Here is a 15,044-nt window from a genome sequence, read left to right as displayed (position 1 = left end):
CATCTACGCCGGTACGTGCACCGTCTCCACCCGGCTCGCCACCAGCCGCTCACGCTCGCGCCGGGCCGCCTGCTTGCGCAGCCGCAGGATCTGCGCGACCCCGAACGCCTGGAGGACGAACACGACCGAGAAGGCCACGGTGTAGTCGTCGCCGGTGGCGTCGAGCAGCACGCCGACCGCGAACAGCGTGGTCATGGAGGCCACGAAGCCGCCCATGTTGGTGATGCCGGAGGCCGTGCCCTGCCGCTCGGGCGGGTTCGCCGGGCGGGCGAAGTCGAAGCCGAGCATCGAGGCGGGCCCGCATGCCCCGAGGACCGTGCACAGCACGATCAGCAGCCACATCGGGGCGTGCGGGCCGGGGTAGGCCAGCGTCGCCGCCCACAGGGCCGCCGTCGTCCCGACCGTGCCGAGTGCGAGCGGCAGCCGCGCCCCGTGGTGCCGGGCGACGATCTGCCCGTAGACCAAGCCGACGACCATGTTCGACAGCACGACCAGCGTGAGGAGCTCGCCGGCCGTGGCCCGGGACAGTCCCTGCGCCTCGACGAGGAACGGCAGGCCCCACAGCAGCAGGAACACCATCGCCGGGAACTGGGTCGTGAAGTGCACCCACAGACCGAGTCGCGTCCCCGGCTCCCGCCAGGCGGCGGCGATCTGCCGCCGTACGTAGGCCGCGCCCTGGTGCGGGAGCGGCTCGGGCTCGTGGCCCTCCGGGTGGTCCTTCAGGAACAGCAGCACCAGGACGAAGACCACGGCCCCGGCGGCCGCGCTGCCCGCGAAGGCCGCCGTCCAGCCGACGCCGTGCAGCAGCCGGGCCAGGACGAGCGTGGAGACGAGGTTGCCCGCCATGCCCACCAGCCCCGCGAACTGGGCGACGAGCGGCCCGCGCCGGGCCGGGAACCACCGGCTGCCCAGGCGCAGCACGCTGATGAACGTCAGCGCGTCACCGCAGCCGAGCAGCGCCCGGGAGGCGAGCGCCGTGCCGTACGACGGGGAGAACGCGAAGCCGAGCTGCCCGGCCGTGAACAGCACCGCGCCGAGCGCCAGCACCTTCTTGGTGCCGAGCCGGTCGACGAGCAGGCCGACGGGTATCTGCATGCCCGCGTAGACCAGCAGCTGGAGGATGGAGAAGGTGGAGAGCGCGGAGGCGTTGACGTGGAAGCGGTCGGCTGCGTCGAGACCGGCGACGCCCAGGGACGTGCGGAAGATGACCGCGACGAAGTAGACCGATACGCCGATGCCCCAGACGGCCAGCGCACGCCGGCCGCCCGGGGGATCGCCCGGCAGCGCGGTGGCGCTCATCGGACCTCCCCCCGGGCCAGGTGCGAGAACCAGCCGACGTGCCGGTGGACGACCCCGACAGCCGCCTCGGCGTCCCCGGCGCGCAGCGCGTCGAGGATCTCCTCGTGCTCGGCGAGGGTCTTGGCGATCCGGTCGGGGTGGGAGTGCATGACGGCGACGCCCATCCGCAGCTGGCGGTCGCGCAGCTGGTCGTAGAGCCGGGAGAGGATCTCGTTGCCGCCGCTGCGGACGATCTCGGCGTGGAAGCAGCGGTCGGTGACGGCGGCCCCCGCGAGGTCTCCGGCGGCGGCCTGCTTCTTCTGCCGGGCCAGCAGCTCCTCCAGGCGCTCGATGAGCCCGGCGGGCGCGGGCACGGCCTTGCGCGCCGCGTGCTCCTCGACGAGCAGCCGGGTCTCGACGACGTCGGCGATCTCCTGCGCGGAGACCGGCAGGACGAGGGCGCCCTTCTTCGGGTAGAGCCGGATCAGCCCTTCGGCCTCCAGCCGGAGCAGCGCCTCGCGCACCGGCGTGCGCGAGACCCCTACGGCCTCCGCGAGCTCGCCCTCGGTGAGGAGGGTCCCGCCCTCGTAACGGCGCTCCAGCACGCCCTGCTTGACGTGGGTGTAGACGCGGTCGGCGGCGGGAGGTTGCTTCACGGCCAGGGTCATGCCGACAGCATAGATACAACAGGGACGCATGGATGCATTCGTCCAGTATGCGGACTCGAATGTCACACATCCGTGGCAAAGTGGGGGTCCCGCTCGGCAACGACACAACCACGTGTGCTAGTTACGAGTCAGACACGTGCGGCCCCCTTCCCCTCGTCCTCAACTCGGCCGCACCGTTGGGGCATACGACGCAATCGGGGTACTTCACTTGATAACCGCCATTCAGGGCACCCGTCTCCGCAGAGCCGTGGCCGCCGCCGTGACCACCGGCGCCATGCTCGCGACCGGAGCCCTCACCGCCGCGCCGGCGCAGGCCGCCACGGCGCCCTCGATCGCCGCCAAGGGCGGCTACGTGATGAACAACGCGACCGGCAAGTCGCTCTACACCAAGGCGGCCGACACCCGCCGCTCCACCGGCTCGACCACCAAGATCATGACGGCCCTGGTGGTGCTGAAGCAGCCGAAGCTCAACCTGGACAGCAAGGTCACGATCCAGAAGGCGTACAGCGACTACATCGTCGACAACAACTGGGCGTCGAACGCCAAGCTGATCGTCGGCGACAAGGTCACCGTCCGCCAGCTGCTGTACGGGCTGATGCTGCCGTCCGGCTGCGACGCGGCGTACGCGCTCGCCGACAAGTTCGGCTCGGGCTCGACGCGGGCGGCGCGCGTGAAGTCGTTCATCGGCAAGATGAACACCACCGCCAAGGACCTGGGTCTGAAGAACACCCACTTCGACTCGTTCGACGGCATCGGCAAGGGCGCCAACTACTCCACGCCGCGCGACCTGACGAAGATCGCCAGCAGCGCCATGAAGAACTCCACGTTCCGCACGGTCGTCAAGACGAAGAAGTACACGGCCAAGACGACCACGAAGTCCGGCGGCACGCGGACGATGGCGCCGTGGGAGAACACCAACCCGCTGCTGTCGAGCTACTCCGGCGCGATCGGCGTTAAGACCGGTTCCGGCCCGGAGGCCAAGTACTGCCTGGTCTTCGCCGCCACCCGGAACGGCAAGACGGTCATCGGCACGGTCCTCGCCTCGACCGACGCGACCGCGCGGAAGTCGGACGCGACGAAGCTGATGAACTACGGCTTCGCGAAGTAGCGGAAGCTGGACGGGCACCACGAAGGGGGGCTCACCGCCGATGGCGGTGAGCCCCCCTTTCGCTCGTCACGCGGCGGTGCGCTGACGGCGCTCCAGCGCCCGGGCCGCCTTGCGCCGGCTGCCCGCCAGTACGTTCACGGGGGCGCCCGCACCGGCTCCCGGCTCCAGCTGCCAGCCGCGGATCCGCGCCGCGACCTCGGCCAGCCGCTGGTCGCCGGGCCGTACGTCGATGGAGAACAGCGACTCGTCGGGCGTGGGGTCGTCGCCGCCCCAGCGGACGACGCCATCGAGCTCGGCGAGGATGTCGCGGATCACGACCTCCTGCTGCGGGAAGAAGCCGCCCCGGGCGCCGCGCGGGTAGAAGCCCGGCCGGATCCGCACCGCCGTGCCGGACGCCAGGTTGGACTCCGGGCGGCCCTTGCCGACACCGGACGGGTCGTGCCAGCCGACGACGTCGCCCCGGCGCAGCCTGTCGACCTCGTAGTGGAACCGGCGCACCAGGTGGACGAGGACCGTCTCCACGTCGCCCATGCGGACCGCGATGCCCGTGAGCGGGGTGCCGGGCACGGGACGGGTGTAGACGGTGCCGCCGTCGTCCGCGACGTTCTCCATCTCCCAGCCGTTGTGGGAGCGCGAACCGGCCAGCACGCGCCGGGTCCGGTCCTGCGCGCTGCGCAGGGCGTCCCGTACACGGCCCGGTATGGGGTTGCGCGCGTCGGCGTACGCCTGGGACAGGAAGTGCGAGACGGGCAGGGCGGCGACACCCACGGCACCGCCGACGGCGGCGACACGGCCGAGCAGGGCGCGGCGGGACAGACCACGGCGGTGCGCGGCGCCCGGGCGCGGCCCTCTGCGGGGGATCCTGGGGAGGTTGAGGTTCAACGGGCTCTCATTCCGGCGATTCAGGCGTTGCGGGCGATGCTGTTGTACTTCTCGAAGATCTGGTAGACGGCCAGGCTCTGGTGCGTCTGCGCCTCCACGTCGGGGTCCCAGGCCCGGTAGCGGCGCAGCAGCTCGGTGATCTCGAACTCGGCGAGGTCCAGGCGCATGGACCGCGGGGTGGTGACGCGGTCGCCGGGGGGCAGTTGGCCGCCGGGCCTGCCCCGTGTGCCCCACAGATGGACCAGGGCCGCGGTGCGCACGCTGAAGGCGTTGTCCTTGCTCAGCCGCTGCCACACGGACCAGAGATCGGCGTCCTTGGCCGGGTCGCGGCGGTCGCCGGTGATGAAGCCCCAGCCGATGCAGTGGTTCCAGGCCTGGATGGCGTCGGAGGCGCTGATCTGCCCGATGCCGGTGTGCGAGTCCCTGACCGGGCCGGAGCCCGTGAGGTGGTGGTCGGCGACCTGCTGGTCGGTGGCCTGGTCGGCGAGGCTGTAGTCGCGCATGGCCCAGTAGACGGCCGTCTGGATCAGCGCCTTGCGCATCTGGTACGTGTTCGACAGCTCGGTGATCAGCCCGTCCTGGTCCTGGATCGCCTCCACCGCCTGGGCGTTGGCGTAGAGCCCGGCGTCACTGCCGACGCCGCCCAGGTCCGGGCGTCCGATCGACCGCATGTAGCGCGCGAGGTCGGCCCGCAGCGCCGGCACCTGGCGTTCGTCGAGGGCGACGTCCGGGACGGCGGGCCGCGGCCGGTTGAACGAGCCCTGCCCGGTGTCACGGCCCGAGGCGATGTCGACGTCGACCTCCAGCTGCCCGTCGCCCGAGCCGAGGGTGCGGATGACGAACTGGTCGTAGGCCCAGTCCTTCGGCAGCGGGCGCCCGGCGTTGCCGTCGAAGCCCGGGGACATGTCGGCCACGAAGCTCGCCGTCGACCAGCCGGCGGCGCCGACCTGCGCGCAGACGTTGCGGGAGCCGTAGACCCCGATCTCGTACGGGTGGCCGGAGTCCGCCATCGCCTCCTTGACGCCCTTGAAGTGGGGCAGGACGTTCGCGGTGATCTCGGCGTCGATCGCGTCGAAGTCGACGGCGAAGAAGATCCGGGTGCCCCTCTTGAAGCCGTGGTCGAGGGCGGCGTTGACCGCCGCGTACCCGGCCGTGCGCCCGGCGACGTAGTCGAAGTCCGAGGCGTCGTTGTTGACGGTCTGGTAGATCGGGAAGCAGCGCAGGCCCTGCTGGGCGAAGACCTGCAACTCGCCCGGCTGGATGGCCTTCTCCGGCAGGGACGTGGCGCTCGGGTTGGTGAGATAGCGGCCGACGTACGTGATCCCGGCGGCCTTGAGGGCGGCCGCGCGTGCCGGGGTGACCTTGGAGACGGTGTCGCAGGCCTTGCCCTGGCGCGACTGGTCCCCGTAGGACGCCAGGAGCGAGGCGAAGGTGGGGAAGTCGCCCTCGCCCGTGGCCGGGAGAGCGACGAAGGTCTGGAAGGCCCGGACCGCCGCGGCGAGGTAGGAGTCGAAGGTGTCGGTGAGGGCGACGGGCCGCCGGTTCACGACCATCCCGGCGGAGAACAGCTGGACGTGGACGCCCTTGTCGCCCTGCCGCACGGGGTGCGACTTCAGGGCCGACTGGGTGCCGGGCCCGAAGTTGCCGTTGGCGGTGCCGTCGGCCATGCCGAGTTCGTACTGCACGGCGAAGACCAGCGCCCGGGCCAGGTCCCGGGACACGCGCCCGTCGCAGGCGAGGACGAAGAAGTCCTGCCGGTTCAGGTAACGCCCGTTGAGCCACCGCTGCACCTCGCGGACCTGCCGGGTGCCGGAGGGGGCGAGGACGTACGCGTCCATCGTCAGCAGCGCCTTGAACGCCTTCGGTGTCAGATCGGCGCCGGGGAAGGCCTGTTCGAGGCCCATGTCCGTCTTGAGCTTCGTGACGGCGGCCTGGACCCGCTCGCCGTACGTGCCGTCCAGGTCGCCGCCGTCGTAGCCCTTGCAGTACAGGCCGGACTGGATGATGCGGCAGAAGTCGGGGGAGGGGACGCTGTCCGCGTTCAGCTCGGGGTACTTGGCGGTCAGCGTGGAGAGTGTGGTGGGGCCGAAGTTGTCGGACAGTGCCGTGATGCCCAGCTCGTACTGGAGGGCACGGGTCAGGGCGTACAGGGTCGCCCAGTCGGTCTCGCCGGTTTCCTCCACGGTCGTGCCGATACGGCTGCCGCAGACGGAGTTCACGAATCTCTGGGCCCTGAGCACCATGGGGTCGCGCATGAAGAGTGATCGTATGTCCGGCTAAACCGCTTACTGTGGGGTACTTGGGCGGGTCTCAGGAGCTTGTTGTGCTCTTCGGCGTACCTCTGGTTCACCCGCGTACCTCTGGTTCGCCCTCCGGGCGGACGGCGGCGGCCCCCCGCCCGTGGGCAGGGGGCCGCCGCGGTCGGCTCACGCCCAGGTGATCAGCCGCTTCGGCTGTTCGAGGATCGCCGCCACGTCCGCCAGGACCTTCGAGCCCAGCTCGCCGTCGACCAGGCGGTGGTCGAACGACAGGGCCAGCGTGGTGACCTGACGGGGCTTCACCTTGCCCTTGTGGACCCACGGCTGGAGCTTGATCGCACCGACCGCGAGGATCGCGGACTCGCCGGGGTTGAGGATCGGCGTGCCCGTGTCGACGCCGAAGACGCCGACGTTGGTGATCGTCACCGTGCCGCCCTGCATGGCCGCCGGGGACGTCTTGCCCTCCCTGGCGGTCGACACCAGCTCGCCCAGCGACTCGGCCAGCTGCGGCAGCGTCTTGGCGTGGGCGTCCTTGATGTTCGGCACGATCAGGCCACGCGGGGTCGCGGCCGCGATGCCCAGGTTCACGTAGTGCTTGACCACGATCTCCTGGGCGGCCTCGTCCCAGGACGCGTTGATGTCCGGGTTCCGCTTGATCGCGACGAGCAGCGCCTTGGCGATCAGCAGGAGGGGGTTCACGCGCAGCCCCGCGAACTCCTTGTCCTCCTTCAGCTCCTCGACCAGCTTCATCGTGCGCGTCACGTCGACGGTCACGAACTCCGTCACATGCGGCGCGGTGAACGCCGAGCCGACCATCGCCGCCGCCGTCGCCTTGCGGACGCCCTTGACCGGGATTCGGGTCTCGCGGGCGGTGTCGTACGACACCGCCGTCTGCGCGGGTGCCGGGGCGGCGGCCACGGGGGCCTCCTGCTGCGGCGCCTGCGTCCGGGCCACCGCCGCGTGCACGTCCTCGCGGGTGATGATGCCGTCCGGGCCGGTCGGGACGACCGTCGTCAGATCGACGCCCAGGTCCTTGGCCAGCTTGCGGACCGGTGGCTTGGCGAGGGGGCGTTCCTTGACGGCGGGGGCGGTCGGGGCCGCCGCCCCGTGGCCGTTCAGCTCGGTCTGGATCGCCGTCGAGGCCTGCTGGACCGGGACCTCGGGGCCCTTGCGCGGGCGGCGGCGGGTGGAGGACGTCGCCACCCCGTAGCCGACCAGGACCGGCTGGCGGCCGGAGCCCTCCGCCTTCGGCTCCTCCGCGGGCTGGGGCACCGCGGGCTGCTGCACCGCGGGCTGCTCGGCTGCGGGCGCGGGCGCGGCTCCTCCGCTCACGTCCACGGCGATGATCGCCGTGCCCACGTCGACCGTCGTGCCCTCCGGGAAGCGCAGTTCCCGGACCACGCCGTCGTACGGGATGGGCAGCTCGACGGCCGCCTTCGCCGTCTCGACCTCGCACACCACCTGGCCGTCCGTCACCGTGTCGCCGGGCTGGACGTACCACTTGAGGATCTCGGCCTCGGTGAGTCCCTCGCCCACGTCGGGCATCTTGAACTCGCGCACGGACGCTTCCGTCATCGTCGTCACGACCCTCTCCTCAGTACGCCAGCGAGCGGTCGACGGCATCCAGCACCCGGTCCAGGTTCGGCAGGTACTCCTCCTCCAGGCGGGCCGGCGGGTACGGCGCGTGGTAGCCGCCGACCCGGAGCACCGGGGCCTCCAGGTGGTAGAAGCAGCGCTCCGTGACCCGCGCGGCGATCTCCGCGCCCGAGCCGAAGAACACCGGTGCCTCGTGGACGACGACCAGGCGGCGCGTCTTCTCCACCGACGCCTGGATCGAGTCGAAGTCGATCGGGGAGACCGAGCGCAGGTCGAGGACCTCCAGGTTCCTGCCCTCCTCGGCGGCCGCGTCGGCGACCTCCTGGCAGAGCTTCACCATCGGGCCGTAGGCGGCGAGGGTCAGGTCGGCACCCTCGCGGACCACCTGGGCCTTGTGCAGCGGCCCCGGGATCGCCTCCGTGTTGACCTCGCCCTTGTCCCAGTAGCGGCGCTTGGGCTCGAAGAAGATCACCGGGTCGTCGCTCTGGATGGCCTGCTGCATCATCCAGTAGGCGTCCGACGGGTTCGAGGGGCTGACGATCTTCAGGCCCGCCACGTGCGCGAACAGCGACTCGGGGGACTCAGAGTGGTGCTCCACCGCGCCGATGCCGCCGCCGTAGGGGATGCGGACGACGACCGGGAGCTTGACCTTGCCCAGCGAGCGGGCGTGCATCTTGGCGAGCTGCGTGACGATCTGGTCGTAGGCCGGGAAGACGAAGCCGTCGAACTGGATCTCCACGACCGGGCGGTAGCCGCGCAGGGCGAGGCCGATCGCCGTCCCGACGATGCCCGACTCGGCCAGCGGGGTGTCGATGACGCGGCTCTCGCCGAAGTCCTTCTGGAGGCCGTCCGTCACGCGGAAGACGCCGCCGAGCTTGCCGACGTCCTCGCCCATGATCAGGACCTTGGGGTCGGAATCCAGGGCGCGGCGCAGCGACTCGTTGATCGCCTTGGCCAGAGCCATCTTGTCGGCCATCTCAGTTACCCCCCTCGTCGGCGAACGACGCCTGGTACGCGGCGAACTGGGCGCGCTCCTCGTCGACGAGCGCGTGTCCGTCCGCGTAGACGTTCTCGAAGATGGCGAAGTGGTCCGGGTCCGGCATGGCACGGACCGCCTCGCGCACTCGTTTGCCCAACGCCTCGGACTCGGCCTCCAGTTCCGCGAAGAATCCCTCGTCCGCGTGGTTTGAGGCCTCCAGATAGCGGCGAAGGCGCAGGATCGGGTCCTTGGCCTCCCAGGCCTGGCGCTCCTCGTCGCCCCGGTAGCGGGTCGGGTCGTCGGAGGTGGTGTGGGCGCCCATGCGGTAGGTGAACGCCTCGACGAGGGTCGGGCCCTCGCCGGCGCGGGCCCGCTCCAGGGCCCACCGGGTGACCGCGAGGCAGCCGAGCACGTCGTTGCCGTCCACGCGGACGCCCGGGAAGCCGAAGCCCTGCGCGCGCTGGTAGATCGGGACGCGGGACTGCTTCTCGGTCGGCTCGGAGATGGCCCACTGGTTGTTCTGGCAGAAGAACACGACGGGGGCGTTGTAGACCGCGGAGAAGGTGAACGATTCGGCCACGTCGCCCTGGCTGGAGGCGCCGTCGCCGAAGTAGGCGATCACCGCGCTGTCCGCGCCGTCCTTGGCGATGCCCATGGCGTAGCCGGTGGCGTGCAGCGTCTGGGAGCCGATGACGATCGTGTAGAGCTGGAAGTTGTTGCCGTTGGGATCCCAGCCGCCGTTGTTCACGCCGCGGAACATCCCGAGCAGGTTGGTCGGGTCCACGCCGCGGCACCAGGCGACGCCGTGCTCCCGGTAGGTGGGGAAGACGTAGTCGTCGTCGCGCAGGGCCCGGCCGGAGCCGATCTGGGCGGCCTCCTGGCCGAGCAGCGAGGCCCACAGGCCCAGCTCGCCCTGGCGCTGGAGGGAGGTCGCCTCGGCGTCGAAGCGGCGGGTGAGCACCATGTCGCGGTACAGGCCGCGGAGCTCGTCCGGGGTGACACCGGCGACGTACTTGTCGTACTCGGCGTTCTTCACGCGCTTGCCTTCGGGCGTCAGCAGCTGCACGAGCTGGGGCTCGGTGCCGGCGTCCTTCTTGGCGGTCGTGCGGGTGGTGCGCTTGGTGCCGGTGGCGCCGGCCTTGCTTCCGGCGCTGCGTCGCGGTGTGCGCGCGGCAGTGCTCTCCACGGTCACGTGTGCTCCTCCGTCGGTCCGGCCCCCGGGGTTGCCGGTAGGCCAGTGCGGCTCACCTGTTCCGACCACCGGGCACGGGGTGGGTGCCACTCGACCGGGAACAGGCGGGACAGGTGCCCCGGCGAGCGCCCTGCAGAAGGCACGTTACCCAGTGCATCACATTTCTGTGAAACCCCCTCTGACCTGGGATTTTGCTTGGATATCCAAGTAAATCGGGAAGGCGTGGAAGGGGCCCTGGTCACAGCCTTGCAGGAGGCCGGAGCAACCGCACGTTAACCCGGTGACCCAGGTCACGGGAAGAGTTCTTTTGTCGGCGTGCCTCAACGGCAGCGCGCGTGGGCCCCGTCTCCGGGCCCCACGCGCGCGTGGATCATGCCTTTTTTCTGGTTGTCAGCCGCCGCCTTCGCCGCCCGTGCCTCCGACGACACCGGTCGCGCCGCCCGCGTCGGCGCCGCCCGTGTCGTCGTCCGGCGGCGAGGCCGGGGGCGAGGGCTCCGGGTCCGACGGCTCGTCGGTCGGCTCCTGCGAGGTCGGCTGGCCCGTCGGCTGGCCGGTGGGCGTCTCGGGAGCACTCTGCGACGGCGTGTACGACGGGGTGTACGACGGTGTCCACTCGCCACCGCCGGAGCTCGTACCGGTGCCGTCGTCCGTGGACGTGTCGGTCGGCTTGTCGGTCACCTCGTCGCTCGGCGTCTCGCTGGGCGTCTTCTTCTCGGTCGTCTGCGAGGTCGTCGGCGACTGCTTGGTGCCGGGCCCCTTCGTATCGCCGCCGGTGTTCTGCAGCGCCAGGGCGACACCCGCCGCGACGGCGATCACCGCGAGCACGGCGAGGATCCACAGCTTGCCGCGGCCGCCGCCCTTGTTGCCGTGGCCCTCGAAGCCGCCGTCGTCCCCGCCGCCGTAGCCGGCGGGCAGGATCGGCGACGGGATCTGCGCGGTGCCGGAGGGGTCCCCGGGGTGGCCCATCACGGCCGTGCCGGCGAGGCCGCCCGACGGGGTGTGCCGGCCCTCGTGCATGTCGACCGGGCCGGTGTTCCAGGTGCCGGTGTGGCCGCCCTGGTCGTAGAGCATCTGGAGCGCGTACTGGACCAGCCCGCGCATCTCCTCGGCTGTCTGGAAACGGTCGTCCGGCTCCTTGGCGAGGGAGCGCATGACCAGGCCGTCGAGCTCGGGCGGGCAGGCGTCGGAGGCCTCGGAGGGAGGCGTCGGGATGTCCTGGACGTGCTGGTAGACCACCGACAGCGGGGTCTCGCCGGTGAACGGCGGGCGCAGCGAGAGCAGTTCGTAGAGCAAGCAGCCCGTGGCGTACAGGTCGGAGCGGTGGTCGACGGCCTTGCCGAGCGCCTGCTCGGGGGACAGGTACTGGGGGGTGCCCATGACCATGCCGGTCTGCGTCATCGTGGACTGCGCACCGTGCAGGGCGCGGGCGATGCCGAAGTCCATCACCTTCACGGCGCCGTTGTGCGTGATGATGACGTTGGCCGGCTTGATGTCGCGGTGCACGATGCCGTGCTGGTGCGAATAGGCGAGCGCCTCCAGGACGCCCGAGACGATGATCAGGGCCTGCTCGGGGCCCGGCGCCTCGGCGTTCAGCAGCAGGTCGCGGATCGTGCGGCCCTCGACCAGCTCCATGACGATGTAGGGCACGGACTGGCCACCGACGACGTCCTCGCCGGAGTCGTACACGGCGACGATCGCGTGGTGGTTGAGGCCGGCGACCGACTGGGCCTCGCGCGTGAAGCGCGCCTTGGACACCGGGTCCTCGGCGAGGTCGGAACGGAGCAGCTTGACGGCTACGGTGCGCCCGAGGCGGACGTCCTCGGCTGCGAACACCTCGGCCATGCCGCCCCGGCCGAGTCTGTGGGTCAGCCGGTACCGGCCGTCCCCGACCAGCCCGCCGTTACCCCAGGACTCCGGCGCGTCCGACATGCCGCCGCCAGTCGCCTCGGGTTCGGACGGGCCCTGAGCGCGCTGCTGCTGTGCCATCAGTCCTCGCCGTCGTTTCTGCCCGCGGTGCGCGCGGTGTTGTTACGGTCTCCGTCGGCCACGCTACAGCCTCGGCGCAAGCCGCCGGTCCGAGACGGGTACCAGGGCGGGCACGGGACGGACGCGTCATGAAACCTTCACTCCGTACTGTCGTGCAAATTCTGCGCACCGGCCGCACGTCCCCTGTAACGCTTCCGCGACGCTTCCTTCGCGTACGGTCACGGAACGGGCACCGAGCTTGACGTGTCGGTGCCCTGGGGCAGACTTGGCCGGGAATGGCGGTTTGGATCAACGCGGTCAGCGACGGATCAGCGGCAGTCGGCGGCGCCTCAAGGGCTACGGGGGAAACGGAACATGAGCCAGGACGGCGCACAGGGCCAGTACACGGGGCGGGCGCTCGCCAACGGCCGCTACCAGCTGCGTGATCTGCTCGGCCAGGGCGGCATGGCCTCGGTGCACCTCGCGTACGACAGCGTGCTCGACCGGCAGGTCGCGATCAAGACGCTTCACACCGATCTCGGTCGGGAACAGGCCTTCCGCGAGCGGTTCCGCCGCGAGGCCCAGTCCGTGGCCAAGCTCACGCACACCAACATCGTCTCCGTCTTCGACACCGGCGAGGACACCCTCGACGGCATGACGACGCCGTACATCGTCATGGAGTACGTCGAGGGCCGCCCGCTCGGCTCCGTGCTCGACGAGGACGTGCGGCAGCAGGGCGCGATGCCCGCCGACAAGGCCCTGAAGATCACCGGTGACGTGCTCGCCGCGCTGGAGATCAGCCACGAGATGGGCCTGGTCCACCGCGACATCAAGCCGGGCAACGTGATGATGACCAAGCGCGGCGTGGTCAAGGTCATGGACTTCGGCATCGCCCGCGCCATGCAGTCCGGTGTGACGTCGATGACGCAGACCGGCATGGTCGTCGGCACCCCGCAGTACCTCTCGCCGGAACAGGCCCTCGGCCGCGGCGTGGACGCCCGCTCCGACCTGTACTCGGTCGGCATCATGCTGTTCCAACTGGTCACCGGGCGGCTGCCGTTCGACGCGGACTCGCCGCTGGCCATAGCGTATGCGCACGTGCAGGAGGAGCCACCGGTTCCGTCCTCCGTCAACCGGGCGCTGCCGCCGGCCGTGGACGCGCTGATCGCCCGCGCGCTGAAGAAGAACCCGAACGAGCGCTTCCCGAGCGCCGAGGCCATGCGGGACGAGTGCCTGCGCGTGGCGGCGTCCGTCCAGGCCGCCCCGCCGAGCATCGTCCCGGGTGCGCAGACCCCGAGCGGCGCGGGCGTCGGCTCGGCCGTGTTCCCGCCGGTCGACCAGGCGACCCCGGCGCCCTCGGGCCAGGTGCAGACGCCGTACCAGCCGACTCCGCCCCCGAACCCGTACGGCACGCCCGCCTCGGCGGCGCCGTCCCCGGCGTACGGCTACCCGCAGCAGGGCGGTTACCAGACGCCGTCGCCCGGCGCGTACTCCCCGCAGCCGGGTCCGTCGACCCCGTCGCCGTACAACCTCGCGCCGCAGACCGTGCCGGGCTCCTCGGGCGGCGGCAAGAGCAACAAGCCGGTGATCATCGGCTCGGTCGTGGTGTCCGTCGTCGCGGTCGGCGGCCTGATCGCGGCCCTGCTGATGAGCGGCGGCAGCAAGGACGACCAGGGCGGCGGGGGCGGCAGTGCGAGTGCCTCGGCCTCGGCGGCGGCCAAGAAGCCGGGCTACCGCGGGCCGGACCCGTCGAAGACGATCGAGACCGAGGAGTGCACGGAGCCGCAGGAGTCGTACAACGACCCCGAGAAGATCCGGATGCCCAACTTCAAGTTCAAGAACATCGACTCGGTCAAGGCCTGTCTCCAGGCGGCCGGCTGGGAAAAGAAGATCAACAACATGGACGAGAACACCTACGGCGACGGCACCGTCATGAACCAGTTCCCGTCCGCCGGCACCGACGTGGACCCGGAGGACATGCCCGAGATCGAGCTCGGCGTCTCCACGGGCAACCCGCCGGCCTGATCCGCCCCTGCGAAGGGCCCGGCAGCTTCGGCTGCCGGGCCCTTCGCACGGCCGGTACGCGGACGCGTTACAGGTACGGCCCGCCCGTACGGCCGGCCGAGCGTCCGCCCGGGTGCTGCTCGTCGAGGCCCTCCTGGCCGACGCCCGGCGGGAGGGCGCGGCGCATCTGCTCCAGCTGGGCGCGGGCCGCCATCTGCTGGGCGAACAGCGTGGTCTGGATCCCGTGGAAGAGCCCCTCCAGCCAGCCGACCAGCTGGGCCTGCGCGATGCGCAGCTCCGCGTCGCTCGGGGTCGCCTCGTCCGTGAAGGGCAGGGAGAGCCGCTCCAGCTCCTCGACCAGCTCGGGCGCCAGACCGTCCTCCAGCTCCTTCACCGAGCTGGCGTGGATCTCCTTGAGCCGGACCCGGCTGGCCTCGTCCAGGGGAGCCGCGCGCACCTCCTCCAGAAGCTGCTTGATCATGCTGCCGATCCGCATGACCTTCGCGGGCTGCTCCACCTGTTCCGTGACGGGAGTCTCGCGGGAGTCCTCGTCTCCGCCGCCGCCGCTGAGCGCCATGCCGTCCTGGCCCACGACCAGGATCTGCGGGTTCTCCGGCGACCTTTCGTTCCTCGGCATCTCCATGCCGCCATTCTCTCGCACGCCTGCACCTCCCCTCTGTGGTGCCCCCTCGGGAGGCTGATCCACCGTGTGGAAGGAGACGTGCGGGTCAGGCCCCAGGTTGCTCACCAAAGGGTGAATCCGGCTCGTGCGGCGATTCCGCCTGTCGGCCGAACCCCGAGTGCCGGACGAATGGGGCGGTGTGAGGCTGATTGCCTCGATCTGACCGAACTTGCCGAACTTGCCCTACCGGGCACGGCGGGAGGGGGTCACCAACGTGACTCCATGGCAACGCGCACTGCGGGCGACGGGACTGGTGGTCGCCCTGGGGGCGGGTGCGGTCGTCTCACCGTACGGGGCCGGCACCTCGTACGGAGCTGTCCAGTCCGTCCAGTCGTACGTCTCTGCCCAGTCGTACGGCTCTGTCCTCGCGCCCGACGTCCTCGCGTCCGACGACGCCCCCGGGGGCGTCGTCGGACGCGAGGACGTCGGGCG

11 protein-coding genes and 1 pseudogene are annotated in these 15,044 nt (G+C 71.0%); 3 read left to right on the top strand and 9 right to left on the bottom strand.

The window, feature by feature from the left end:
* Nucleotides 1-3: 3 nt before the first annotated feature.
* On the bottom strand, nt 4-1,299 hold the full coding sequence (locus tag CA983_RS08770; protein ID WP_086600304.1) for an MFS transporter: 1,296 nt from the start codon (nt 1,297-1,299) through the stop codon (nt 4-6).
* Entirely contained in the window at nt 1,296-1,946 is a 651-nt protein-coding gene (locus CA983_RS08765) for a GntR family transcriptional regulator (protein ID WP_086600303.1), read from the bottom strand. The genes CA983_RS08770 and CA983_RS08765 overlap by 4 nt, the downstream gene beginning before the upstream one ends.
* A 208-nt stretch (nt 1,947-2,154) precedes the next feature.
* On the opposite strand from CA983_RS08765, the gene CA983_RS08760 reads away from it, so the two are divergent.
* A complete protein-coding gene (locus CA983_RS08760; RefSeq protein ID WP_086600302.1) occupies nt 2,155-3,054 on the top strand; it encodes a D-alanyl-D-alanine carboxypeptidase family protein in 900 nt (299 codons plus the stop codon).
* Nucleotides 3,055-3,120: 66 nt separating this feature from the next.
* Here CA983_RS08760 and CA983_RS08755 read toward each other — a convergent pair whose 3' ends face one another.
* The 6 genes from CA983_RS08755 to CA983_RS08730 form a co-directional block, all read right to left on the bottom strand.
* Nucleotides 3,121-3,915: a twin-arginine translocation signal domain-containing protein gene (locus tag CA983_RS08755; protein ID WP_086600325.1), complete on the bottom strand. Its 795-nt coding sequence runs from the start codon at nt 3,913-3,915 to the stop codon at nt 3,121-3,123.
* A gap of 41 nt (nt 3,916-3,956) precedes the next feature.
* The gene (locus CA983_RS08750; RefSeq protein WP_086600301.1) at nt 3,957-6,191 is read right to left on the bottom strand and encodes a glycoside hydrolase domain-containing protein; all 2,235 of its coding nucleotides are present in this window, start codon (nt 6,189-6,191) and stop codon (nt 3,957-3,959) included.
* A 171-nt stretch (nt 6,192-6,362) separates the two neighbouring features.
* Nucleotides 6,363-7,778, bottom strand: a complete 1,416-nt coding sequence (locus tag CA983_RS08745; protein ID WP_086600300.1) for a dihydrolipoamide acetyltransferase family protein — start codon at nt 7,776-7,778, stop codon at nt 6,363-6,365.
* A 10-nt stretch (nt 7,779-7,788) separates the two neighbouring features.
* The gene (locus tag CA983_RS08740) at nt 7,789-8,766 is read right to left on the bottom strand and encodes an alpha-ketoacid dehydrogenase subunit beta (protein ID WP_086600299.1); all 978 of its coding nucleotides are present in this window, start codon (nt 8,764-8,766) and stop codon (nt 7,789-7,791) included.
* 1 nt (nt 8,767) lies between these two features.
* Nucleotides 8,768-9,961 (bottom strand): pyruvate dehydrogenase (acetyl-transferring) E1 component subunit alpha, encoded by a 1,194-nt coding sequence (gene pdhA / locus CA983_RS08735; RefSeq protein ID WP_086600298.1) that lies wholly within the window; start codon nt 9,959-9,961, stop codon nt 8,768-8,770.
* Nucleotides 9,962-10,351: 390 nt separating this feature from the next.
* Entirely contained in the window at nt 10,352-11,947 is a 1,596-nt protein-coding gene (locus CA983_RS08730) for a protein kinase domain-containing protein (RefSeq protein WP_086600297.1), read from the bottom strand.
* Between the two features lie 354 nt (nt 11,948-12,301).
* Here CA983_RS08730 and CA983_RS08725 point away from each other — a divergent pair, with 354 nt between their 5' ends.
* On the top strand, nt 12,302-13,951 hold the full coding sequence (locus tag CA983_RS08725; RefSeq protein WP_086600296.1) for a protein kinase domain-containing protein: 1,650 nt from the start codon (nt 12,302-12,304) through the stop codon (nt 13,949-13,951).
* A gap of 67 nt (nt 13,952-14,018) precedes the next feature.
* Here the strand turns inward: CA983_RS08725 and CA983_RS08720 are convergent, their stop codons facing one another.
* On the bottom strand, nt 14,019-14,573 hold the full coding sequence (locus CA983_RS08720; RefSeq protein WP_086600295.1) for a bacterial proteasome activator family protein: 555 nt from the start codon (nt 14,571-14,573) through the stop codon (nt 14,019-14,021).
* Nucleotides 14,574-14,826: 253 nt separating this feature from the next.
* On the opposite strand from CA983_RS08720, the pseudogene CA983_RS45020 reads away from it, so the two are divergent.
* Nucleotides 14,827-15,044, top strand: a pseudogene (locus CA983_RS45020) (hypothetical protein); the annotation flags it as partial.

This window comes from Streptomyces swartbergensis, from assembly GCF_002148965.1.
Classification (GTDB): Bacteria; Actinomycetota; Actinomycetes; order Streptomycetales; family Streptomycetaceae; genus Streptomyces; species Streptomyces swartbergensis.
This window is presented reverse-complemented; position numbering and strand designations above follow the sequence as displayed.

Bases quoted from the DNA above. Each gene is read 5' to 3' on its own strand.
- CA983_RS08730 (WP_086600297.1), bottom strand. From the start codon at position 11,947: ATGGCACAGCAGCAGCGCGCTCAGGGCCCGTCCGAACCCGAGGCGACT.
- CA983_RS08725 (WP_086600296.1), top strand. From the start codon at position 12,302: ATGAGCCAGGACGGCGCACAGGGCCAGTACACGGGGCGGGCGCTCGCC.
- CA983_RS08750 (WP_086600301.1), bottom strand. From the start codon at position 6,191: ATGCGCGACCCCATGGTGCTCAGGGCCCAGAGATTCGTGAACTCCGTC.
- CA983_RS08740 (WP_086600299.1), bottom strand. From the start codon at position 8,766: ATGGCCGACAAGATGGCTCTGGCCAAGGCGATCAACGAGTCGCTGCGC.
- CA983_RS08720 (WP_086600295.1), bottom strand. From the start codon at position 14,573: ATGGAGATGCCGAGGAACGAAAGGTCGCCGGAGAACCCGCAGATCCTG.
- CA983_RS08770 (WP_086600304.1), bottom strand. From the start codon at position 1,299: ATGAGCGCCACCGCGCTGCCGGGCGATCCCCCGGGCGGCCGGCGTGCG.
- CA983_RS08765 (WP_086600303.1), bottom strand. From the start codon at position 1,946: ATGACCCTGGCCGTGAAGCAACCTCCCGCCGCCGACCGCGTCTACACC.